Annotated in this window: 16 protein-coding genes; 7 read left to right on the top strand and 9 right to left on the bottom strand. The window is 63.9% G+C overall.

Going from position 1 to position 15124, the window contains the following annotated elements:
• Positions 1-6 precede the first annotated feature (6 nt).
• On the bottom strand, positions 7-678 hold the full coding sequence (locus tag OH799_RS00460) for a YbaB/EbfC family nucleoid-associated protein (RefSeq protein ID WP_406274077.1): 672 nt from the start codon (positions 676-678) through the stop codon (positions 7-9).
• An 87-nt stretch (positions 679-765) separates the two neighbouring features.
• Positions 766-1089, bottom strand: a complete 324-nt coding sequence (locus tag OH799_RS00455; protein WP_406274074.1) for a hypothetical protein — start codon at positions 1087-1089, stop codon at positions 766-768.
• A gap of 301 nt (positions 1090-1390) precedes the next feature.
• Here OH799_RS00455 and OH799_RS00450 point away from each other — a divergent pair, with 301 nt between their 5' ends.
• From OH799_RS00450 to OH799_RS00440, 3 genes are all read left to right on the top strand, one after another.
• Complete coding sequence (locus OH799_RS00450) at positions 1391-2914, top strand: hypothetical protein (protein ID WP_406274071.1); 1524 nt, start codon at positions 1391-1393, stop codon at positions 2912-2914.
• A 163-nt stretch (positions 2915-3077) separates the two neighbouring features.
• A complete protein-coding gene (locus OH799_RS00445) occupies positions 3078-3485 on the top strand; it encodes a type II toxin-antitoxin system RelE/ParE family toxin (protein ID WP_406274068.1) in 408 nt (135 codons plus the stop codon).
• A gap of 20 nt (positions 3486-3505) precedes the next feature.
• The gene (locus OH799_RS00440; RefSeq protein ID WP_406274065.1) at positions 3506-3826 is read left to right on the top strand and encodes a helix-turn-helix transcriptional regulator; all 321 of its coding nucleotides are present in this window, start codon (positions 3506-3508) and stop codon (positions 3824-3826) included.
• A 783-nt stretch (positions 3827-4609) separates the two neighbouring features.
• Here OH799_RS00440 and OH799_RS00435 read toward each other — a convergent pair.
• Positions 4610-5017 carry a PIN domain-containing protein gene (locus OH799_RS00435; protein ID WP_406274062.1) on the bottom strand — a complete coding sequence of 136 codons (408 nt, stop codon included), beginning with the start codon at positions 5015-5017 and terminating at the stop codon, positions 4610-4612.
• Positions 5017-5271 (bottom strand): AbrB/MazE/SpoVT family DNA-binding domain-containing protein, encoded by a 255-nt coding sequence (locus OH799_RS00430; RefSeq protein ID WP_406274059.1) that lies wholly within the window; start codon positions 5269-5271, stop codon positions 5017-5019. Before OH799_RS00430 ends, OH799_RS00435 begins: the two co-directional genes overlap by 1 nt.
• Positions 5272-6177: 906 nt before the next feature.
• On the opposite strand from OH799_RS00430, the gene OH799_RS00425 reads away from it, so the two are divergent.
• Positions 6178-8019 carry a hypothetical protein gene (locus OH799_RS00425; RefSeq protein ID WP_406274056.1) on the top strand — a complete coding sequence of 614 codons (1842 nt, stop codon included), beginning with the start codon at positions 6178-6180 and terminating at the stop codon, positions 8017-8019.
• Positions 8019-8801, top strand: a complete 783-nt coding sequence (locus OH799_RS00420) for an ESX secretion-associated protein EspG (protein ID WP_406274053.1) — start codon at positions 8019-8021, stop codon at positions 8799-8801. Before OH799_RS00425 ends, OH799_RS00420 begins: the two co-directional genes overlap by 1 nt.
• Before the next feature lie 466 nt (positions 8802-9267).
• On the opposite strand, the gene OH799_RS00415 is transcribed toward OH799_RS00420, so the two are convergent.
• The 5 genes from OH799_RS00415 to OH799_RS00395 form a co-directional block, all read right to left on the bottom strand.
• On the bottom strand, positions 9268-10950 hold the full coding sequence (locus OH799_RS00415) for a hypothetical protein (protein ID WP_406274050.1): 1683 nt from the start codon (positions 10948-10950) through the stop codon (positions 9268-9270).
• A gap of 441 nt (positions 10951-11391) precedes the next feature.
• Positions 11392-12261 (bottom strand): ATP-grasp domain-containing protein, encoded by an 870-nt coding sequence (locus OH799_RS00410; RefSeq protein ID WP_406274047.1) that lies wholly within the window; start codon positions 12259-12261, stop codon positions 11392-11394.
• Positions 12262-12696: 435 nt separating this feature from the next.
• On the bottom strand, positions 12697-12909 hold the full coding sequence (locus tag OH799_RS00405; protein ID WP_406274044.1) for a DUF397 domain-containing protein: 213 nt from the start codon (positions 12907-12909) through the stop codon (positions 12697-12699).
• Positions 12910-12971: 62 nt separating this feature from the next.
• Positions 12972-13181 (bottom strand): DUF397 domain-containing protein, encoded by a 210-nt coding sequence (locus OH799_RS00400; RefSeq protein WP_406274042.1) that lies wholly within the window; start codon positions 13179-13181, stop codon positions 12972-12974.
• A complete protein-coding gene (locus OH799_RS00395; RefSeq protein ID WP_406274039.1) occupies positions 13178-14068 on the bottom strand; it encodes a helix-turn-helix domain-containing protein in 891 nt (296 codons plus the stop codon). The genes OH799_RS00400 and OH799_RS00395 overlap by 4 nt, the downstream gene beginning before the upstream one ends.
• A 337-nt stretch (positions 14069-14405) precedes the next feature.
• On the opposite strand from OH799_RS00395, the gene OH799_RS00390 reads away from it, so the two are divergent.
• Complete coding sequence (locus OH799_RS00390; RefSeq protein ID WP_406274036.1) at positions 14406-14783, top strand: hypothetical protein; 378 nt, start codon at positions 14406-14408, stop codon at positions 14781-14783.
• Positions 14783-15121, top strand: coding sequence for a hypothetical protein (locus OH799_RS00385; protein WP_406274033.1), 339 nt, complete (start codon positions 14783-14785; stop codon positions 15119-15121). Before OH799_RS00390 ends, OH799_RS00385 begins: the two co-directional genes overlap by 1 nt.
• The last annotated feature ends 3 nt before the right edge of the window (positions 15122-15124 follow it).

Here is a 15124-nt window from a genome sequence, read left to right as displayed (position 1 = left end):
GAGCGGCTACCCCCAGCCGCGATCCGAGACCTCAGAGCCCTCTGTGTCACCGGCCATGTGCTCTTGATCGACCGCATCTTCGAACCGCGGCTCCGAAGCTTCGACATCCGGGTATGCGACTACCACGGACGTGTCACTCGACTCTGGCAAGTCGACCGCATCTGCGATCCGCAGGTCCAGAGCTTCGTCATCCAGATGTGCGGCTACCGGCGAAGCGTTGCTCGACTCGGGCAGCGTGCTGTCCCAAATTTCTTCGACGGTTTCGGTATTCGGCTGCGCACCCGCTACCGACGGCCGCGATGCAGCGTCATCCTCGATATCGGGCAGCCCCTCGATCAGCTCCGAAAGCTTCGGCATGCGGGCCCGGCTCTCGTTCAGCGGCTCGAACAGCTCACCGCCGCGGCGAGTCACCTCCGCCACCGCCTGCTGCGCGGCGGCGACAACAGCCGCCGCGATCTCGTTATAACTGAGCTGCTTGATATCGGCGGAGAACTGGAGATCGGTCAGATGGCCGTCGGCATCCACCGTCACCGTGACCCGCTTATCTCGTGTCACCGCACTGGCGGTCAGCTCGGTGCGCCGTTGCGCGACATCGGTGACCTGCCGCAACTGCTCCTGCAGTTCGCCCAGCATCGCCTCCATGCCGGACTCGTTGCCCTTGGCGCGCCCATTCCACATCTGAAGTCCCTCAACCGATCTCGAATCCGCACTGCCCAATGGCTGTGCGCCTACCTCAGCACCCCTACATCCAGCCGAACCTTCGCGTCAGTCGAACCCCCGCGTCGATGCCTCTTCGGCCTGTTCCAACGTGCTGACTATGTCGAGTTCCGCATCGCGCACCACCACGGCTGACTTATGCACGCCTTCAGTCGCCTCCACTGTGGCGTCGCTGCTCTCCTTGGCCCCTGGCTCACCTTCGCTGCCATTGAGGAATTTTTCGGCGGGTTTGCCAGTACCGCAAGCCTCGGGCAGCCCCCCCAGTATGTCTTTCAGGCGCGCACTGAAGGACGCGATCCCATCACACACCTCTTCGCCGTACGAAGCCGCCGCCCGTAGCGCATCGAGGTCGAACTCGGTCCGTTCCGCCATGACAAACCTCCCGCAGTTGCCGAACGCACAGCTGTATGCCCAATGCTTGCACGGCAGACGCGAATTCACACCTCAAGGGAATGTCAAATCCTGCACTTACCCCGGCGGAGGTCACGAATCGCACGCCCTTACCTCGAGAGATCCCAAAGTCTGCTCCGATACCATCGGAACCCACCTCCTGGCCGAGCAAACCGTGAAACCCCCAGATAGAATGCCCATCCGTTGATTCGGCGGCCGAGGACCCCGTCCGCGGTATTCTCGGACCAGACGAAGAGAACCGTAATGTCCGAGGGGCGTGAAAGTGACAAGTGGACAAGAGGAGCGCGGTCGAGACGACTTGCCCCAGGATGACGCGGCGGAATCGGAGCCCGCTCCGGATATCGTATTCAGCCTGCTGGCCGACGAAGCCCCGGCGTCGGGCACCGATGAAGCGGTAGACGATATCCTCCGTCGCATTGTCGACGAACTGAAGACCGCGGCGCCGGACGAATGGCAGCGACTGTACGCCGAGTTCGCCATCACGGTGTCGACCGAAGCGGCGCAGGCGGTCTATTCCGTCGAAGACACCGAGGTCGCGGTGGCGGTACCGAAGTCGGCACTGCGTTTGGTCCGCGACCATCGAGAGGCTGCCGCGGGCTCGGACGGTTCCGGCCCGAGCGCCGCGCCCTGGTGGCGGATGCTGGTACACGCGACCTCCGATGGTTCGGTCGATGTCGACTACGACTACGGTGAACGCCCATTCCCGGACAATCAGTTGTTCCCGCCCGCCGCGTATCGCGCCGATCTGGAAACCTATCCGCGCGAACGCCTGCCGGTATGGCTCGCGGCCTACCTCGGACACGCGGACCGGCAGTCCCGCAGTCCACAGCAGGCGGCGATCGCGGCTCGCGCGGATCGCCACGCGGCGGTGTGGGCGACGTTGGCGGAGAACGAATTTCCGTCATTTCCCGTGATGTGGGCGCGGTGGGCGACGATCGCGGCCGGATTCGTCGCCGCTGGTTCGGAGTTGGGACCGCGAATGCTGCCGGCACTCGGCTGGTTCGAAAGTTCCCGGCGCAGCGGTTCCACGCTATATGCACTGCCCGATGGTCGTGCCGTACTCTCCGGCGGGGTATGGGACGCGCCGACCCTGGACGCCACCTACAACGGCGGCAGCGATATGCCGAAATTCTTTGCTGGAGCACCGGAATGGGTCGCCGAACCGATGCTGAACCCGCGCATCGGGGCCGGCCTGATGTCGTTCTGCTACTGGTGGGAGTCCGGCCGGTGGTACCGGGGCGAGTCACCCCCGGCATCCGAGTGCGCTGCCGCCATGCCCGGAGTGTGGTCGGCCGATACGGTCGCCGACATCCTGGCAAGAGCAGTCTCCAGCCAGCCGAACAAGGCCCAGCTCCTGGCCGCCTCGACACTGGTTTCGGCCGCGGAAGTGGGTGTCGTGACCCGCGAGACCGTACTGAATGCCTTCGGCGACAGCGGTTCACTCGATATCGACGGCGCCCTCTTCCAGTTCCGGATGGCCGGCCTGGTCACCGTGGTACCGGAAGCAATGCCCAAGCAACTGGCCATCGCCCGGGTGCGGCAGTACATTCTCGGCCTCGGCCTGGACACCACCGGCTACGCGCTGGGCGATCTGGTCGCCGACCGGCTCAGCTGTGGCTGGATGGTGTCTGTACCGGTGCCGCGCGGCGAGATCGCAGGCGGGCGGGCGATCTTCTACATCGCCGACGACGGGGTCCTCGAGCGGTCATCACCCTCGGTGCCGCCGATGCAGTTCGTCGACGGGTTCGAAAAGCGGTTCCAGCGCCGCCAACGATCGGAAGTGTGAACGAAATCCCTCCGTCATCCCGGCGAACGCCGGGACCCTGTGCGCACATCCGAGGGTGTCACTTGGATTCCGGCGTTCGCCGGAATGACGGGATGTTTCTCCCTCGATGTTCAAGCTCGATCAACACCGGATGGCAGCGCAACGACGATGACCGTGGCAACCATTGTGTCGCACGACTGAATCGCGCCGATCCGCGCCTGGGCCGCCGGAGCACACAGCACGGTGTGCCGTCGGCGACACCTACCAGACCAACGAGGTTGCGGCATGGATAGACGAGCTGCGACGCAGCGATCCGGGCGCCGCCGCACACGTTGAGTCGGCGGTGGACGTGCTATCCGAACGCGGGCCGCCCCTGGGGCGACCGCTTGTAGACACCCTCACCGGGTCGAAGCTCGCCAACCTCAAAGAGTTGCGGCCACGACAAACGATGATCCGAATCTTGATCGTGTTCGATCCCTGGCGCTCGGCCATTCATCTGATCGGCGGCGACAAAACAGGCCACTGGAACGATTGGTACCAGCAAGCTATTCCCCGGGCCGAGACACTCTACGAAATCTACTTGAAGGAATGAGCCGAGGAGGAACGCGAAAGATGAGCAGCTTCAGCAAATGGGACAAGGACGCCTACCGCAAGCGGGTCGGCGAGGACGAGGCCGCTCGGCGACGCGGTGCAATCATGGCTGAACAGTGGGGATTCCAGCTTGCCGAGGAACGGAAACGACTGAACTTCACGCAGGCAGGGCTGGCGGAACTCATGGGTGTCAGCCCCGGTCGAGTCTCGCAGATCGAACGTGGCGAGGTCGCCACCGTGGACGCCATCGCCGCCTATGTTTCCGCGCTCGGTGGCAAGCTCGAACTGCTTGCCGATATCGGCGGTCATCTGCTGAGGATGCCGGCCAACCCGGCCGCCTGACCGCGCGAGTATCGTCCCCTGCTCCCGCCGGAGGTCACCGGCCCAGCTCGATCGGGAAACCGCTTCGTGGGTGCACCGGTAAACATCCAGCGCCTCCATTCCGTCTGCTGCGTCGACGCCAGTCCCGCACGTGTCGCCGAAACCGTCTCGGTCGCACTGGCTCTGGGAACAGTTTCGACGTTTCGGTGGCACTCCTCAGCGAATTGAGCCCCGCACCTGCTGCGCCCGCACCACTCGCTCCACCCCCGGTCGAACCCAGACCGAGGCCTGCGGCGCGTGGGGGATCGAATTGCACCGGGGACGGTCGGAACGATGGGCATGCCCTCGGCGGTCGCCAACTGTTGCGCAGCGTCGATCGCCTGTCCCACCATCTCCGTCCCTTTCGCAACAATGTCCTGTGCGAAGCCCATCGCTTGCCGAACGATATCCTGCAGCGCCGCCCGGCTTGCCGGAGCGGGCCGGCACCCGAAATTGCCCAGCGCCAGCGAGCTGTTGTGCGCAGTGGCCGGTCCATCACGTGCATGGGCTGCTCTGTCGGTACGCACACGAGCTCACCGAGCTGCACCGCAACCGCACCGCCTATCCGGAGTGGTCCACGACCCTCGACTCCCGCTGAGCCGAACTCGACGTCGCCTACGCCGACCTGGCCCGCGAAAGTAGCCGACGGCCGCCGCCTACCGAACAGCTGAACGACCAAGATCAGGTGGAACTTGTGGCGGCTTCTCGCGTTCACCGCCATAGATTCCACGTGATCACCTGTCCAGTCGGACGTGAGACACGGTCTTACATCGGGACAATTCGCGCCGAGCCTGCTTGGGCAGCAAGTTTCTTGTCGAAGGTCCACAGCGGTTTCGCGTTCGACAGCTCCGCGTAGGTTGCCAGGCAGCAGTCCTCGAACGACAACTTCGGATGTGCGACGAACAACGACAGCGCCTGTGCGTATAGCGCACGGTTGCCATCGATCTCCGTCAACGACATCAGGCCTTCGATCGCTTCGGCAACCGCGGCGCGGCCGAATTCGTAATAGCGGCACAGGGCAAAGACAACCTCGATGACAGCTGTGTCGGCCACGGCGAAGGGCGCATCTGCGCCTGCGAGCAGATTTACTACCGCAGCATGCTGGTCGGGGACGTCGTTGAGCAGCAGCCGAAGCACAACATTGGCATCGAGCGAACCGGCCGACACGGGCATCAGCTCCGCAGCTCACGCTGGGACTGGTAGAACTGGTCAACGTTCAGCAAGGGGCGGGTACCCGGCTTGATATGACGGCTGATGCGCTCACTCAGCTCGCTGATGGTCGGCGGCTTGGTGAGAACGAGCTCGCCGGTGTCCTCATCCAGATGCGCGTGCAAAACACCCCCGGAGTCGGCCAAGCCAAGCCGACGGCGCATGGCAACGGGAAGTGTCGCCTGCCCCTTGCTGGTGACAGTAATGTTTGCATCCATGACCATTACAATACCACTATCCATTACCCCGAGGCCAAGGTAATGGACTGCTGCGACATCTCGGCCGCAGGTCACCGCCGCCGTCGCTCCTTCGGTGCCGACCGACCGCCCGGAGCCGAAGCAGCACCCTCGGACGCTCTCGCTCGGGCACCACCCGCCAAGCCGAACTCGTCGGCGAAATCAACACCAGGACGTCGCGCCACGTACCAGTACCCCACGCCGTTGCGCCGAGTAGACCGGTGCCGCCGATGCAGTTCGTCGACGGGTTCGAGAAGCGGGTTCCAGCGGCGCCAACGATCGGAAGTGTGAACGTTCACCCGAGCCTGCCCCGACTGCCGCACACGGCAACGCCTTTCGATCGGGACGCGACAAGGATCCGATAAGCGAAGCCCAATGCCTCCGTGAATAAATCCATCGTAAGAGGCGGACCGCGGCGATGCACGAAAACGAGCGCCACGGCCGCATCGGAGATGGCCATCGCAGGTGCGGCGGTCCAGGACATAGAGAGCAGTACCGAGATGACTCAGTCGATTGCCCTGATGATCATCGGCGTAGAGGTAGCCATCGTTGTCGCCGCCCTGTGCTGGCCGCCGCGCAGTCCGACTCGTTGCCGCGATATTCCGAAGCGTTCCACTGGTGGACCCACAGGTCCTATCGGCAAGTGGTTCCGCCTCAACTAAGTGTAAATAACTGCGACCGTAGGGTCTACGACGTTGACCGGGAGCCACTGATCAACTGCTATGGGATCAGACGGTTGGCGACCTGGTATGGCCGAGAGGGCGCTGGGGTCATTAAGGAGTGTGCGGTATGCCTCCCCAGGAAGAGGGTGGAGAAGAGAGCACGGGCGAGTCCGTCACAGAGGACCCCACCGCGGAGGTGACTTCCTGGTCGGAGTTGAACGAGTTCGTGGACACCGATGAACTGCTCATCGCCGATGATATCGCCTCTACATGTGCACAACTGTGTGCCGACTTCATCGAGGTGTTGCGGGGTATCAGGGATCAGCGAGACGTCGAGGGGGCGAGCTCGTATGAGGCGCACTATGTGGCGTACGCAAAGGATGCCGGGTACGGCGGCGCTCCGCTACCTTCTCTGGAGACGCTCGACACATATCTCACAAACCTGGGAACCAAACTGTACGACATAATTGGCAGCGAGGATAAAGAGGGCACTCGACTGCATGATTTGAACAATTTGAAGGAGCTTTTCATATCGGCCGCAAAAGCATACGATGCAGCTGATGACATCTCCGCGTCCGATTTCGACAGCATCAAACCGAGCGGTGCCGCCTCCTTGATCGATCGCACTCCGGGAAGCTGGGTTCCGACGAGTAAGAGAATCGACGAGCTACTGCCCGAGGGCGAATCGTTCGAATCTGTTTCGGACGATATCGGACCGGATCATTCGAGGCAGAGTTACGAAACACTGTACAATCTGGGTGAGTTCATCCGGGGGGTGGATTTGCCGTACCACTATGAATCGAGGGCCATTCTCTGGTACCGGATGGGCGACACTCTCCGTGACAAGTCCGAAGAATTCAAGAATGGTTTCGTACTGGCCGCTGCCGACTCATGGGAGCGGGACGGAAAAGAAGCTGCCGAAACGACGGTCGACAATTTCAAGAAGCAGCTGGAACCATTGTGGCAGGCGATGCATCAGGCTGGTCATGCGTACACTCATGCGGCCTACTGGCTCGATGATACGCAGAAGGCGATGCCGCAGGATGCTGAGAACCCGAACGAGTATACCGTCACAAAGGACGGGTGGTGGATCTTTGGCACAGCGACCCGGGTGCAAGAAGACCCGACACCCCTGTATCAGGAAGACTACCGCAACACATATATGTCCGGTTACCGGGAAACGGCCAAATACTTTCCGAAGTTTCCGGAGTATGCAGAAACGCCGGATGGCCCGACGGCGACTGATGGCACCGACGATCAGAACACCCAAGGGGGTGGTGGCGGTGCTGGTCTGAATGACGGTCTCGACGGTTCGTCGCTGGACAACCAACGGGCGGCGCTGGATTCATATGCCGATGAACTCGAGCAACAGGCTGCGGGTCTGGACGAATATGCGAACGCGCTCGATCCTTATGGTGCCGACCCTGCCGCCGGGCTCTCGAACGGCATGGGCGCCGTCACCGACGCCCTGTCCACGGCCTCGAATGCGGCACAGAACGCACTGGGTGCGGCGAAGGACGCACTGCGCAGCGATCCGATGCATCCGCCTGCCGGCCTCCCGTCGACCTCGGCGGGGCTTGATGCGGCACGGAACCCGGTTGGCGGCAAGGTCGGTGGTGGTGGTGTCGGTGGCGCGCCGTACGGCGCGCCGAAGGCACCGTACGACGCATCACGGTTGTTTCCACGCGTGAACGCGGGCGCGACCATGGCCGGGTCGGCGGCTGGGATGCCGCGGGCCGGTGCGGCTCCGATGGCGGGCCAGCCGCCGATGGGCACGCCAGGCCCCGCGGGCGCGCCGGGTGCCGGTGCGCGTGGCGGTGGCCAGGAGAGCAAGCATGAGCGCCCGAAGTACCTGGATTCCGGGGAGCATCTCGATGAGGCACTGGGTGAGGCGCCCGATATGACCCGAGCGGTGGTGGGAGGGATACAGGCGCGGCACATGACTGAACAGGTGCAACAGCCGGTGCCGCCGGAGCAGCCGAATCGGCCGCGGATGCCACGCTCGGAGCGGTCGCGGGCTCCGCGCCCGGAGGAGCCGGTCATCGTGCAGCAGCCGGAGGCGCCCTGATGGATCGGAGCTGGACACTCACCGACGTCGAGTTCGTCGTTGCCTGGGACCGCATGCGGGAGCTGCGGCTGCCCGCGCCTTTCACCGCTCTCGTGCGTGATCTGGATTGGGACGAGGAACACGAAGAACGCCAAGCGTGGCTGGGGTTGCGGCCTCGGTGGAGTAGTGGGCTCGATGAGGTGTTCGACATCGTAGCGAAGCCTGATTTGCGTATCATCGCGCACGGTTGGGATCAGCGCGCTCCCGCCGATCCGACGTCACATATCCGTCTCCATGCCGTACGGCGCGCCGACCGAGGCTACCTCCTCGAACAGATTCCGGCCAGGACCACTTACGGCAGCGGCCGTGTCACCATCACCGAGTGTGATTGCCTTTCCCTGGCCGGACGGATCGCTGCCCGTCTGCCGACAGAGGAGCGCGGACGGTTCGACAATGTCGTGCTACCCACCAGATCTACCGACGCGGAATTCGACGCCGAATTCGGTGCATCGATGGTGCGGGAATCGAAGGAAGCTCCGGTTGACCAGCATGGTGCCGAACTTCTGCGCAAACCGGTGGTGCGCCAAGGTTTCGTAGAGGTTCGGCAGGGGGTAACGAGATTCGGTCCACGGAATCTGGCTCGACATGGATTGTGGTGGCGCGATATCGCCGACGACGGACGCTATGCGATCACTCCTGGCAGTCCGGCCATTGCTACTGGCGTCGACACGGCGCGGTTGGTCAGCTCGATAAATCGTGCTGTTGCCGATGTGATCCGTCTGATCAAGGACGAGCAGCGCTGATTCGCGCGGCGATCACTGGGACCCCGCACACCGCCAGCTCCACACTTCCCATGGGCCTGTGGCGACACCGTCATCGGCTGGTCCGTTCGCGGCGCAAAGCCGCAGGCCATGAGCATCTCGGCGTGGACGGCACCCTGATCTACACCGACCTTATCCGCGACCCCGGACCCACGTTGGAATGGCTCACTGACCGCGACCAGGGAAGATCGCGCCAGTATGCGACGCGGCCCCCTGCGCGGGCCGACGCCGCGCGCACGAAAGGTCACTCCCCGGGGTATGACAGTGTTTCAGACCGTAATTCTCCTGGTTATCGTCGTGGAGAGCGGCATCATCGTGATGGCACTGTGCTGGCCACGACGGCGGTGCAACGACGCGGCGCGCACACGCCGTCGGCCGCTGACGTTGCCGGAACCGTTCCTCGAATCCCAGGCACGAACCTGGTCAGCGGCGCATGAACACGACGGTCTCATCCCGTCGGCTGTTGACGTCGCCGGAACCGTTCCTGGAATCCCGACACGAACCTGGTCGGCGGCACCGATGACGAAGACGGTTCCAGCACACCGTCATCGGCGACATAGAAGATGGCCCTGCCGATCGCGATCTCACCGCCCGGTACCGGTGCGAACACCATCCAGCCGCAGCTGAGCCGGTCGGCGACGAGTTCGTCCAGTGGGTAGCCGGTGGTGTCCAGCCCGCGCCCGAGGATGTACTGGCGAACTCGGGCGATGGCCAGCTGCTGCGGCATCGGCTGCGGTGTGTCGGCCACCAGCCCGGCCATCCGGAACTGGTACAGCGCACCGTCAGCATCGTTGTCCCCGAACGTCTTCGCGACAGTTTCCGGCGTCACCACACCTACTTCGGCGGCCGACAGCAGCGTCGCCGCCGCCGACCGTTGCGCCGCGCCCGGTCGGCGCGAGATGAGGCGCGCGACAATGTCCACGACGGTGTCGGCACTCCAGACTCCGGGTATCGCCGGAGCGCACTGCTCCGCCGACGGCGATTCGCCCCGGTACCACCGGCCCGCATCCCACCAGTAGCAGAACGACATCAGGCCGACACCGGCGCGCGGATTCAGGACCGGGTCGGCAACCCAATCCGGGGCTCCGGCGAAGAAGTTCGGCATCTCGGCGTCGCCGTTGTAGGTGTCGTCCAGCGCCGGTGCGTTCCACACACCACCCGAGAGCACCGCCCGGCCGCCAGCGAGCGCGCAGATGGTGGCGCCGCTGCGCCGCGAACTTTCGAACCCGGCCAGCGACGGCAACATTCGCGGCCCCCACTCCGACCCAGCCGCGACGAATGCCGCCGCGATTGTCGTCCACCGCGCCCACATCACCGGGTACGGCGGAAACTCGTTCTCCGCCAACGTCGACCACACCGCGGCGTCGCGGTCCGCCCGTGCCGCGGCGGCGGCCTGTTGCGGGCTGCGCGTCTGCCGCCCGCCGTGGCCGATGTAGGCCGCAAGCCACACCGGCAGGCGCGCACGTGGATACGCCGCCAGGTCGGCGCGATACGCCTCCGGCGCCAGTAACTGCTCGTCCGGAAACGGGTCGTCGCCGTAGTCGTACTCGACATCGGCACGGCCCTCGGCGGTAAGCTGCAGCAGCAGTCGCCACCACGGACCGGTGGACGAATCCGCCGCAACCCCTCGATGCTCGCGGACCACCTCCAGTACCCGATTCGGCACATCCACCTCGACCTCGGCGTCGTCGGTGGCGCATACCGCCCGGGCACTGCCGGCCGTGACGGTTATCGCGAACTCCGCGGTCAGCCGCTGCCACCCGACCGGCGCTACGCTGCGCAATTCATCGGCAACGCGCTGGATGATATCCGCCGCACCATCGTCGGACGGTGCTTCGGATTCTGCCCCGCCCGCCGCGGAACTACCAGGCACGCCATCGGACACCGCGATATCACCGGACGCGCCCGGTCCGTCGAATTCGGCGCGCCCGACGATAGCCGCCGCACCGGCATCGGACGGTGACTCGGATTCCGCCCCGGCCACGTCGCCGACCGCGAGACTACCGGGCACGCCATTGTGCACCGCGATATCACCGGCCTCCGCCGGTCCGCCTAATTCGGCGAGGGTGAACGCGATATCCGGAGTTCCATCTGCTATGTCCTCGGCATCTCGGCTGTCCTCGCCCGTCACGCCTGAACCCTTTCACAAATTGTGCACGAATTCCCTCAAGGGGAGGTAAAATTCGTGCTCAGGGGATATTCAGCCGTGCACCGTGATTCACGAGGTTCGTGAGAAGACGGGTATCGAGATCGCGGTGACCAGCTTCGCCGAAATCTACAGGACCCTGGTCACATCATCACCTATGACAACGGACCGGGCGGAATCGTTGCGTTGCAAGAGTTCTCGGTATGGTTGCACCGCCCGGGATATTCGGGTGCTAGCCGCGCCGACGGCGGCGAATTCCGCACCGAGGGGTGTGCATAGCCCGTTTCAGCCCAATGCCCACCATCCGGCGCAGTTCCGGCGCCGCGCTCGCTCAGCATCGAGCAATCCGGCCACGAACTCGACAACCGCCACAAGTCCTGATCGCGCACGCACCCTCAACAAGCGAGGCAACCAAGACGTTTCATTTCAATACTCGAGTAAGCTACTACTAAAACCTTTGCGGAGGACAGTGATCAACGTTTCGGGTGAGATCGTGCTCGGCCGGTCACTGACCTGCCCATCGCCGAGCTCCACCACGCGCCATGCCCCGTCGGTGCGCAAGGCGAAGTCGACTGTCACAAAGGGCAGATGGAGGTTCGCGATCAGCGGCTCGATCTCCGTCAGGTCCAACTCGGCAGCGGGCAGTTCCTGCGGAGTGTCGGGATGAGGGCCGATCAACCGGCAGCTGCCATCTATCCACCAGGTGCGAACCTCCGCGGCGGAGAAATGCTCGAAAGCACGGAGCACAAATCCGCCGGTCATGTCCTCGTCGCGCAGCTCTCGGAATCGACTTGCCACTCGCCATGCGGAATCCCCGTCGTTCACCTCCGGGATGAATGCCGCCTCATGCCAGTAGTGCTTCATCAACTTGGTGTAATCGCGCAGGACAGCAGGACCCGATCCCAGTTCCCGACACGCACGATCGAACGCCTCGCGATCGTGCCCGACAGTCCATACCGACCGAGGTGTCAGAGCGGCGAGATCCGAATACCAGCCCGGCAGCTCGTGTGCCCGCTGGTACTGCTCCGGACGGGTCCGCAACATGACACCGCGGCGGCGCAGAGCTTCGTCGAATGCCACGTACTGGTCACTGCGCAGCATCCAGCCGCGATAGAACGCTGGACCCGATACCCGCACCCGGCGGACCGCGTCGTCAGAGTCAGCGGGCCCGGTCAACGCATCGTGGTCGACCAGCGCGACATCCATCCCGGCCGCAGCGGCGGCATCCGCTTCAGCGGCGAAATGTTCATCGACACGGCGAGGATGCAGAACATCGGCAGGAACGAGAAGAATCACGGATTGCATCATGCTGCCCGGATCAGCAGAGTTCCAAGCGGTTTTGAATCAGCGTGGCCATAACATCGTCAAGCCCGATGTACTCACGCTCACCGGGCTCCCGACGCGGGAAGATGGTGCCGCGGCAGGAAATGATGGAGGAGCAGGGGTACGACACGGAGCTGCAGGGCTGGCTCCGATCGGTCTGATCGGCGGGGCCAGCGGAACAGCATGATCGAATCAATGGACGAGTTGGAGGCGCAAGCACGGCGGCAGCTGCACCGCATGCATGATTCGCACCAAAGGCACTGGGCAACTTGCTGAAACGCCTCGGCCACTGATCAAAGCTACGGCGAGGCCGAGCAACTCGAACTACCAATCGTGGAGACGGCAGGCGGCCCCGTCCCGACACGACTCGCCGGGACGGGGCGGCTGGGGGGCTTGGTACTGAATGGCTCAGGCGGGGCGACGGAACTCGCCGTCGATGACACCAGCCATGAAGACATCCCACTCACCCGGCGTGAAAATCAGCGCCGGACCGATCGGGTTCTTCGAATCACGGACGCCGACCCGGTCCCCCTCGAGCCAGGCCACCTCGACGCAGTCGGTCTGGCCGCTGCTGTGGCTGCTCTTGAACCAGTTCACCACGGACAGGTCAGTGCTGGTCATGCTCGAACTCCTTGCGCGTTCGCCGGGACGGGCTGCTGCGGGTATTCGATGTCGCGCCGGGCTCAGGTGGGGCGACGGAACCCACCGTCAATGACACCAGCCGTGAAGGCATCCCATTCACCCGGCGTGAAAATCAGCGCCGGACCGGTCGGGTGCTTCGAATCACGAACACCAACCCCGCCCTCGACGAGCCACGCCACCTCGACACACTCGCTTTGACTGCTGCTGTAGCTGCTCTTGAACCAATTCACCCCGGATAGGTCAGTATTCACGCCTCAAAACTCCTTGCCGCCTGCCTGAGCAGGTCTCGCGATTCCTCTTCACCCATGGATAAATCCCGGATGGCCGAAGCAAGCCCATGGTAGCGCTGAACGTCGTCGACCTTCTCGAGGTAGAGGTCGTTGCTCATCTGGCTTTCGAGGAAGACAAGCGACGGCTCCACGAGCTTGCCCTTCGCGTCGGTACCGAAGTCGAGGATGACGAACGGCCCATGCAACATGCCCCACGCCAAGCCAGCAGCGTACGGATGTACCCGAATCGAGACGTTGAAACGCTTGCCGATCTCGGCAAGGTGCCGGAGCTGGGCCGCCATGACTGACTGGCTACCGACGACACGGTGTAACGCCGACTCGTGGAGCAACACCTCTAGCTGTAATGGGTCGGTCTTGCGAGTAATGATGGTTTGCCGTTTCAGTCGGTGCTCGACTCGCCGGTCGATCTGCTCCGGATCGCTGAATCCGGGATAGGCGGCGAAGACTGCCCGAGCGTAGTCCGATATCTGCAGCAGTCCCGGTATGTGTTCGTGATACATGACCAGACGCCGGGCCGATGCTTCGAGCCCGACGTACATGTTGAAGTTGTCGCTGTAAAGTCCAGCGAACGCGGTGTACCAGCTCTTCACCTGCGCTTGCTTGGCGAGTTCGACAGCGCGGTCGGTATCCGTGGGGCTGACCTCCAAGACTTCGCAGATGGCTTGGATGTCGCGGACGCGAACCTTCTTCACCTTCCCAGACTCGATGCGCTGTAGGCCTGCCGGGCTCAGCTCAACCAGTTCGGCTACCCGCGCGATCGACAGCCCTTGCTCGTCACGGGCTTTGCGCAGGAAGCGGCCCAGCTGGCGCCGGGGCAAGGTTGAGGCGTCGTCGTTGTCACTGGTCATGTGCAGTGCACCCCCTGCAAGAGTGAATGGATCGGCTCGGAAATGTGAATCACTCCGCCCCTCGGACACGAGTAGTGTCCTAGTAGTTTGAACGACTTGAGTTGAATCGTTCAGTTCGGCTCGTATCACGATACCGCTCGTGGTGTGCTGGGTCTCGACGTTCAGGTGGCACCCCAGGTCGGAGCCCTGGCAACCTCCAAACTGCGGGAACTACAACGACTTCCGTCGAGTACATCGTGGCTTGGCTGCCACGAGCCGGCACGGCAGCGATGGCGATTGTTGTTCCGGGCACCCGAACGCCCCACAAGCCAGTACATCGACCAGGTTCGGGGGAACCATGACACACACGCAGGCCATCGCCGCACCGCCCACGGCGGACGGCAGGCCGAAAGCTCTTGGGTTCGTACGCAATGACGTGTCCGGTCCGCATGCGCTCCGCCACGCTGGCGACGTGCAACGACACGCCCGCAGGCTCGGCTACCAGTACGTGTACACCCTTCGCCCACCGGCTCACGTGGACAACCCGATCGGGTACGTGCTCGGCATCGCGACCGGGCTCGGCGTCGACGTAATCGTCGTGTTCGACCTTGGCCATGTCGACAGCCAGCCCTCGTCGGTCTGCGACAAGGGTTTCGACCTCGAAACCGTATGCCCACAAGGCACGTGGACCCGCTCGGCCCAGCCCGGGCCCGGTGTCGACGCGGGGGCCGCGTGATGAGTGGAGACACGATCGTCACCCCGCCCACTATCTGCGGCTTCGCCGAGGTCGAGCTGGCGCACCAGCAGATGCGCACGCACCGGGCATGCCGGGTCGACCGGTGCGCGTGGAAGTGGGTCGCCTACTACACCCTCGTACATCACGGCCGGATCGCGCCGCAGGAGTTGAGCCCGCGCGAACGTGCCCACTTGCGCGGTCTCGACTACCCGGCCGACGCCACCGACCGCGCCGCACCCGATGGCACACCCGAACCCCAGACGTTCCAGCAGGTCATCGACGGGCTCGCGCAACTGGCACTACCGCCGACCCACTCGGGCAGCGGCGGCGAGAGCTGAACG

This window comes from Nocardia sp. NBC_00881, from assembly GCF_045207455.1.
Classification (GTDB): domain Bacteria; phylum Actinomycetota; class Actinomycetes; order Mycobacteriales; family Mycobacteriaceae; genus Nocardia.
Note: the sequence above shows the minus strand (reverse complement) of the source record. Positions and strands in the feature narration are given on the sequence as shown.

Excerpts from the sequence above, each read along its gene's own strand:
- OH799_RS00460 (WP_406274077.1), bottom strand. The coding sequence starts at position 678 with ATGTGGAATGGGCGCGCCAAGGGCAACGAGTCCGGCATGGAGGCGATG.
- OH799_RS00385 (WP_406274033.1), top strand. The coding sequence starts at position 14,783 with ATGAGTGGAGACACGATCGTCACCCCGCCCACTATCTGCGGCTTCGCC.
- OH799_RS00420 (WP_406274053.1), top strand. The coding sequence starts at position 8,019 with ATGGATCGGAGCTGGACACTCACCGACGTCGAGTTCGTCGTTGCCTGG.
- OH799_RS00440 (WP_406274065.1), top strand. The coding sequence starts at position 3,506 with ATGAGCAGCTTCAGCAAATGGGACAAGGACGCCTACCGCAAGCGGGTC.
- OH799_RS00455 (WP_406274074.1), bottom strand. The coding sequence starts at position 1,089 with ATGGCGGAACGGACCGAGTTCGACCTCGATGCGCTACGGGCGGCGGCT.
- OH799_RS00405 (WP_406274044.1), bottom strand. The coding sequence starts at position 12,909 with ATGACCAGCACTGACCTGTCCGTGGTGAACTGGTTCAAGAGCAGCCAC.
- OH799_RS00435 (WP_406274062.1), bottom strand. The coding sequence starts at position 5,017 with ATGCCCGTGTCGGCCGGTTCGCTCGATGCCAATGTTGTGCTTCGGCTG.
- OH799_RS00395 (WP_406274039.1), bottom strand. The coding sequence starts at position 14,068 with ATGACCAGTGACAACGACGACGCCTCAACCTTGCCCCGGCGCCAGCTG.
- OH799_RS00390 (WP_406274036.1), top strand. The coding sequence starts at position 14,406 with ATGACACACACGCAGGCCATCGCCGCACCGCCCACGGCGGACGGCAGG.
- OH799_RS00430 (WP_406274059.1), bottom strand. The coding sequence starts at position 5,271 with ATGGATGCAAACATTACTGTCACCAGCAAGGGGCAGGCGACACTTCCC.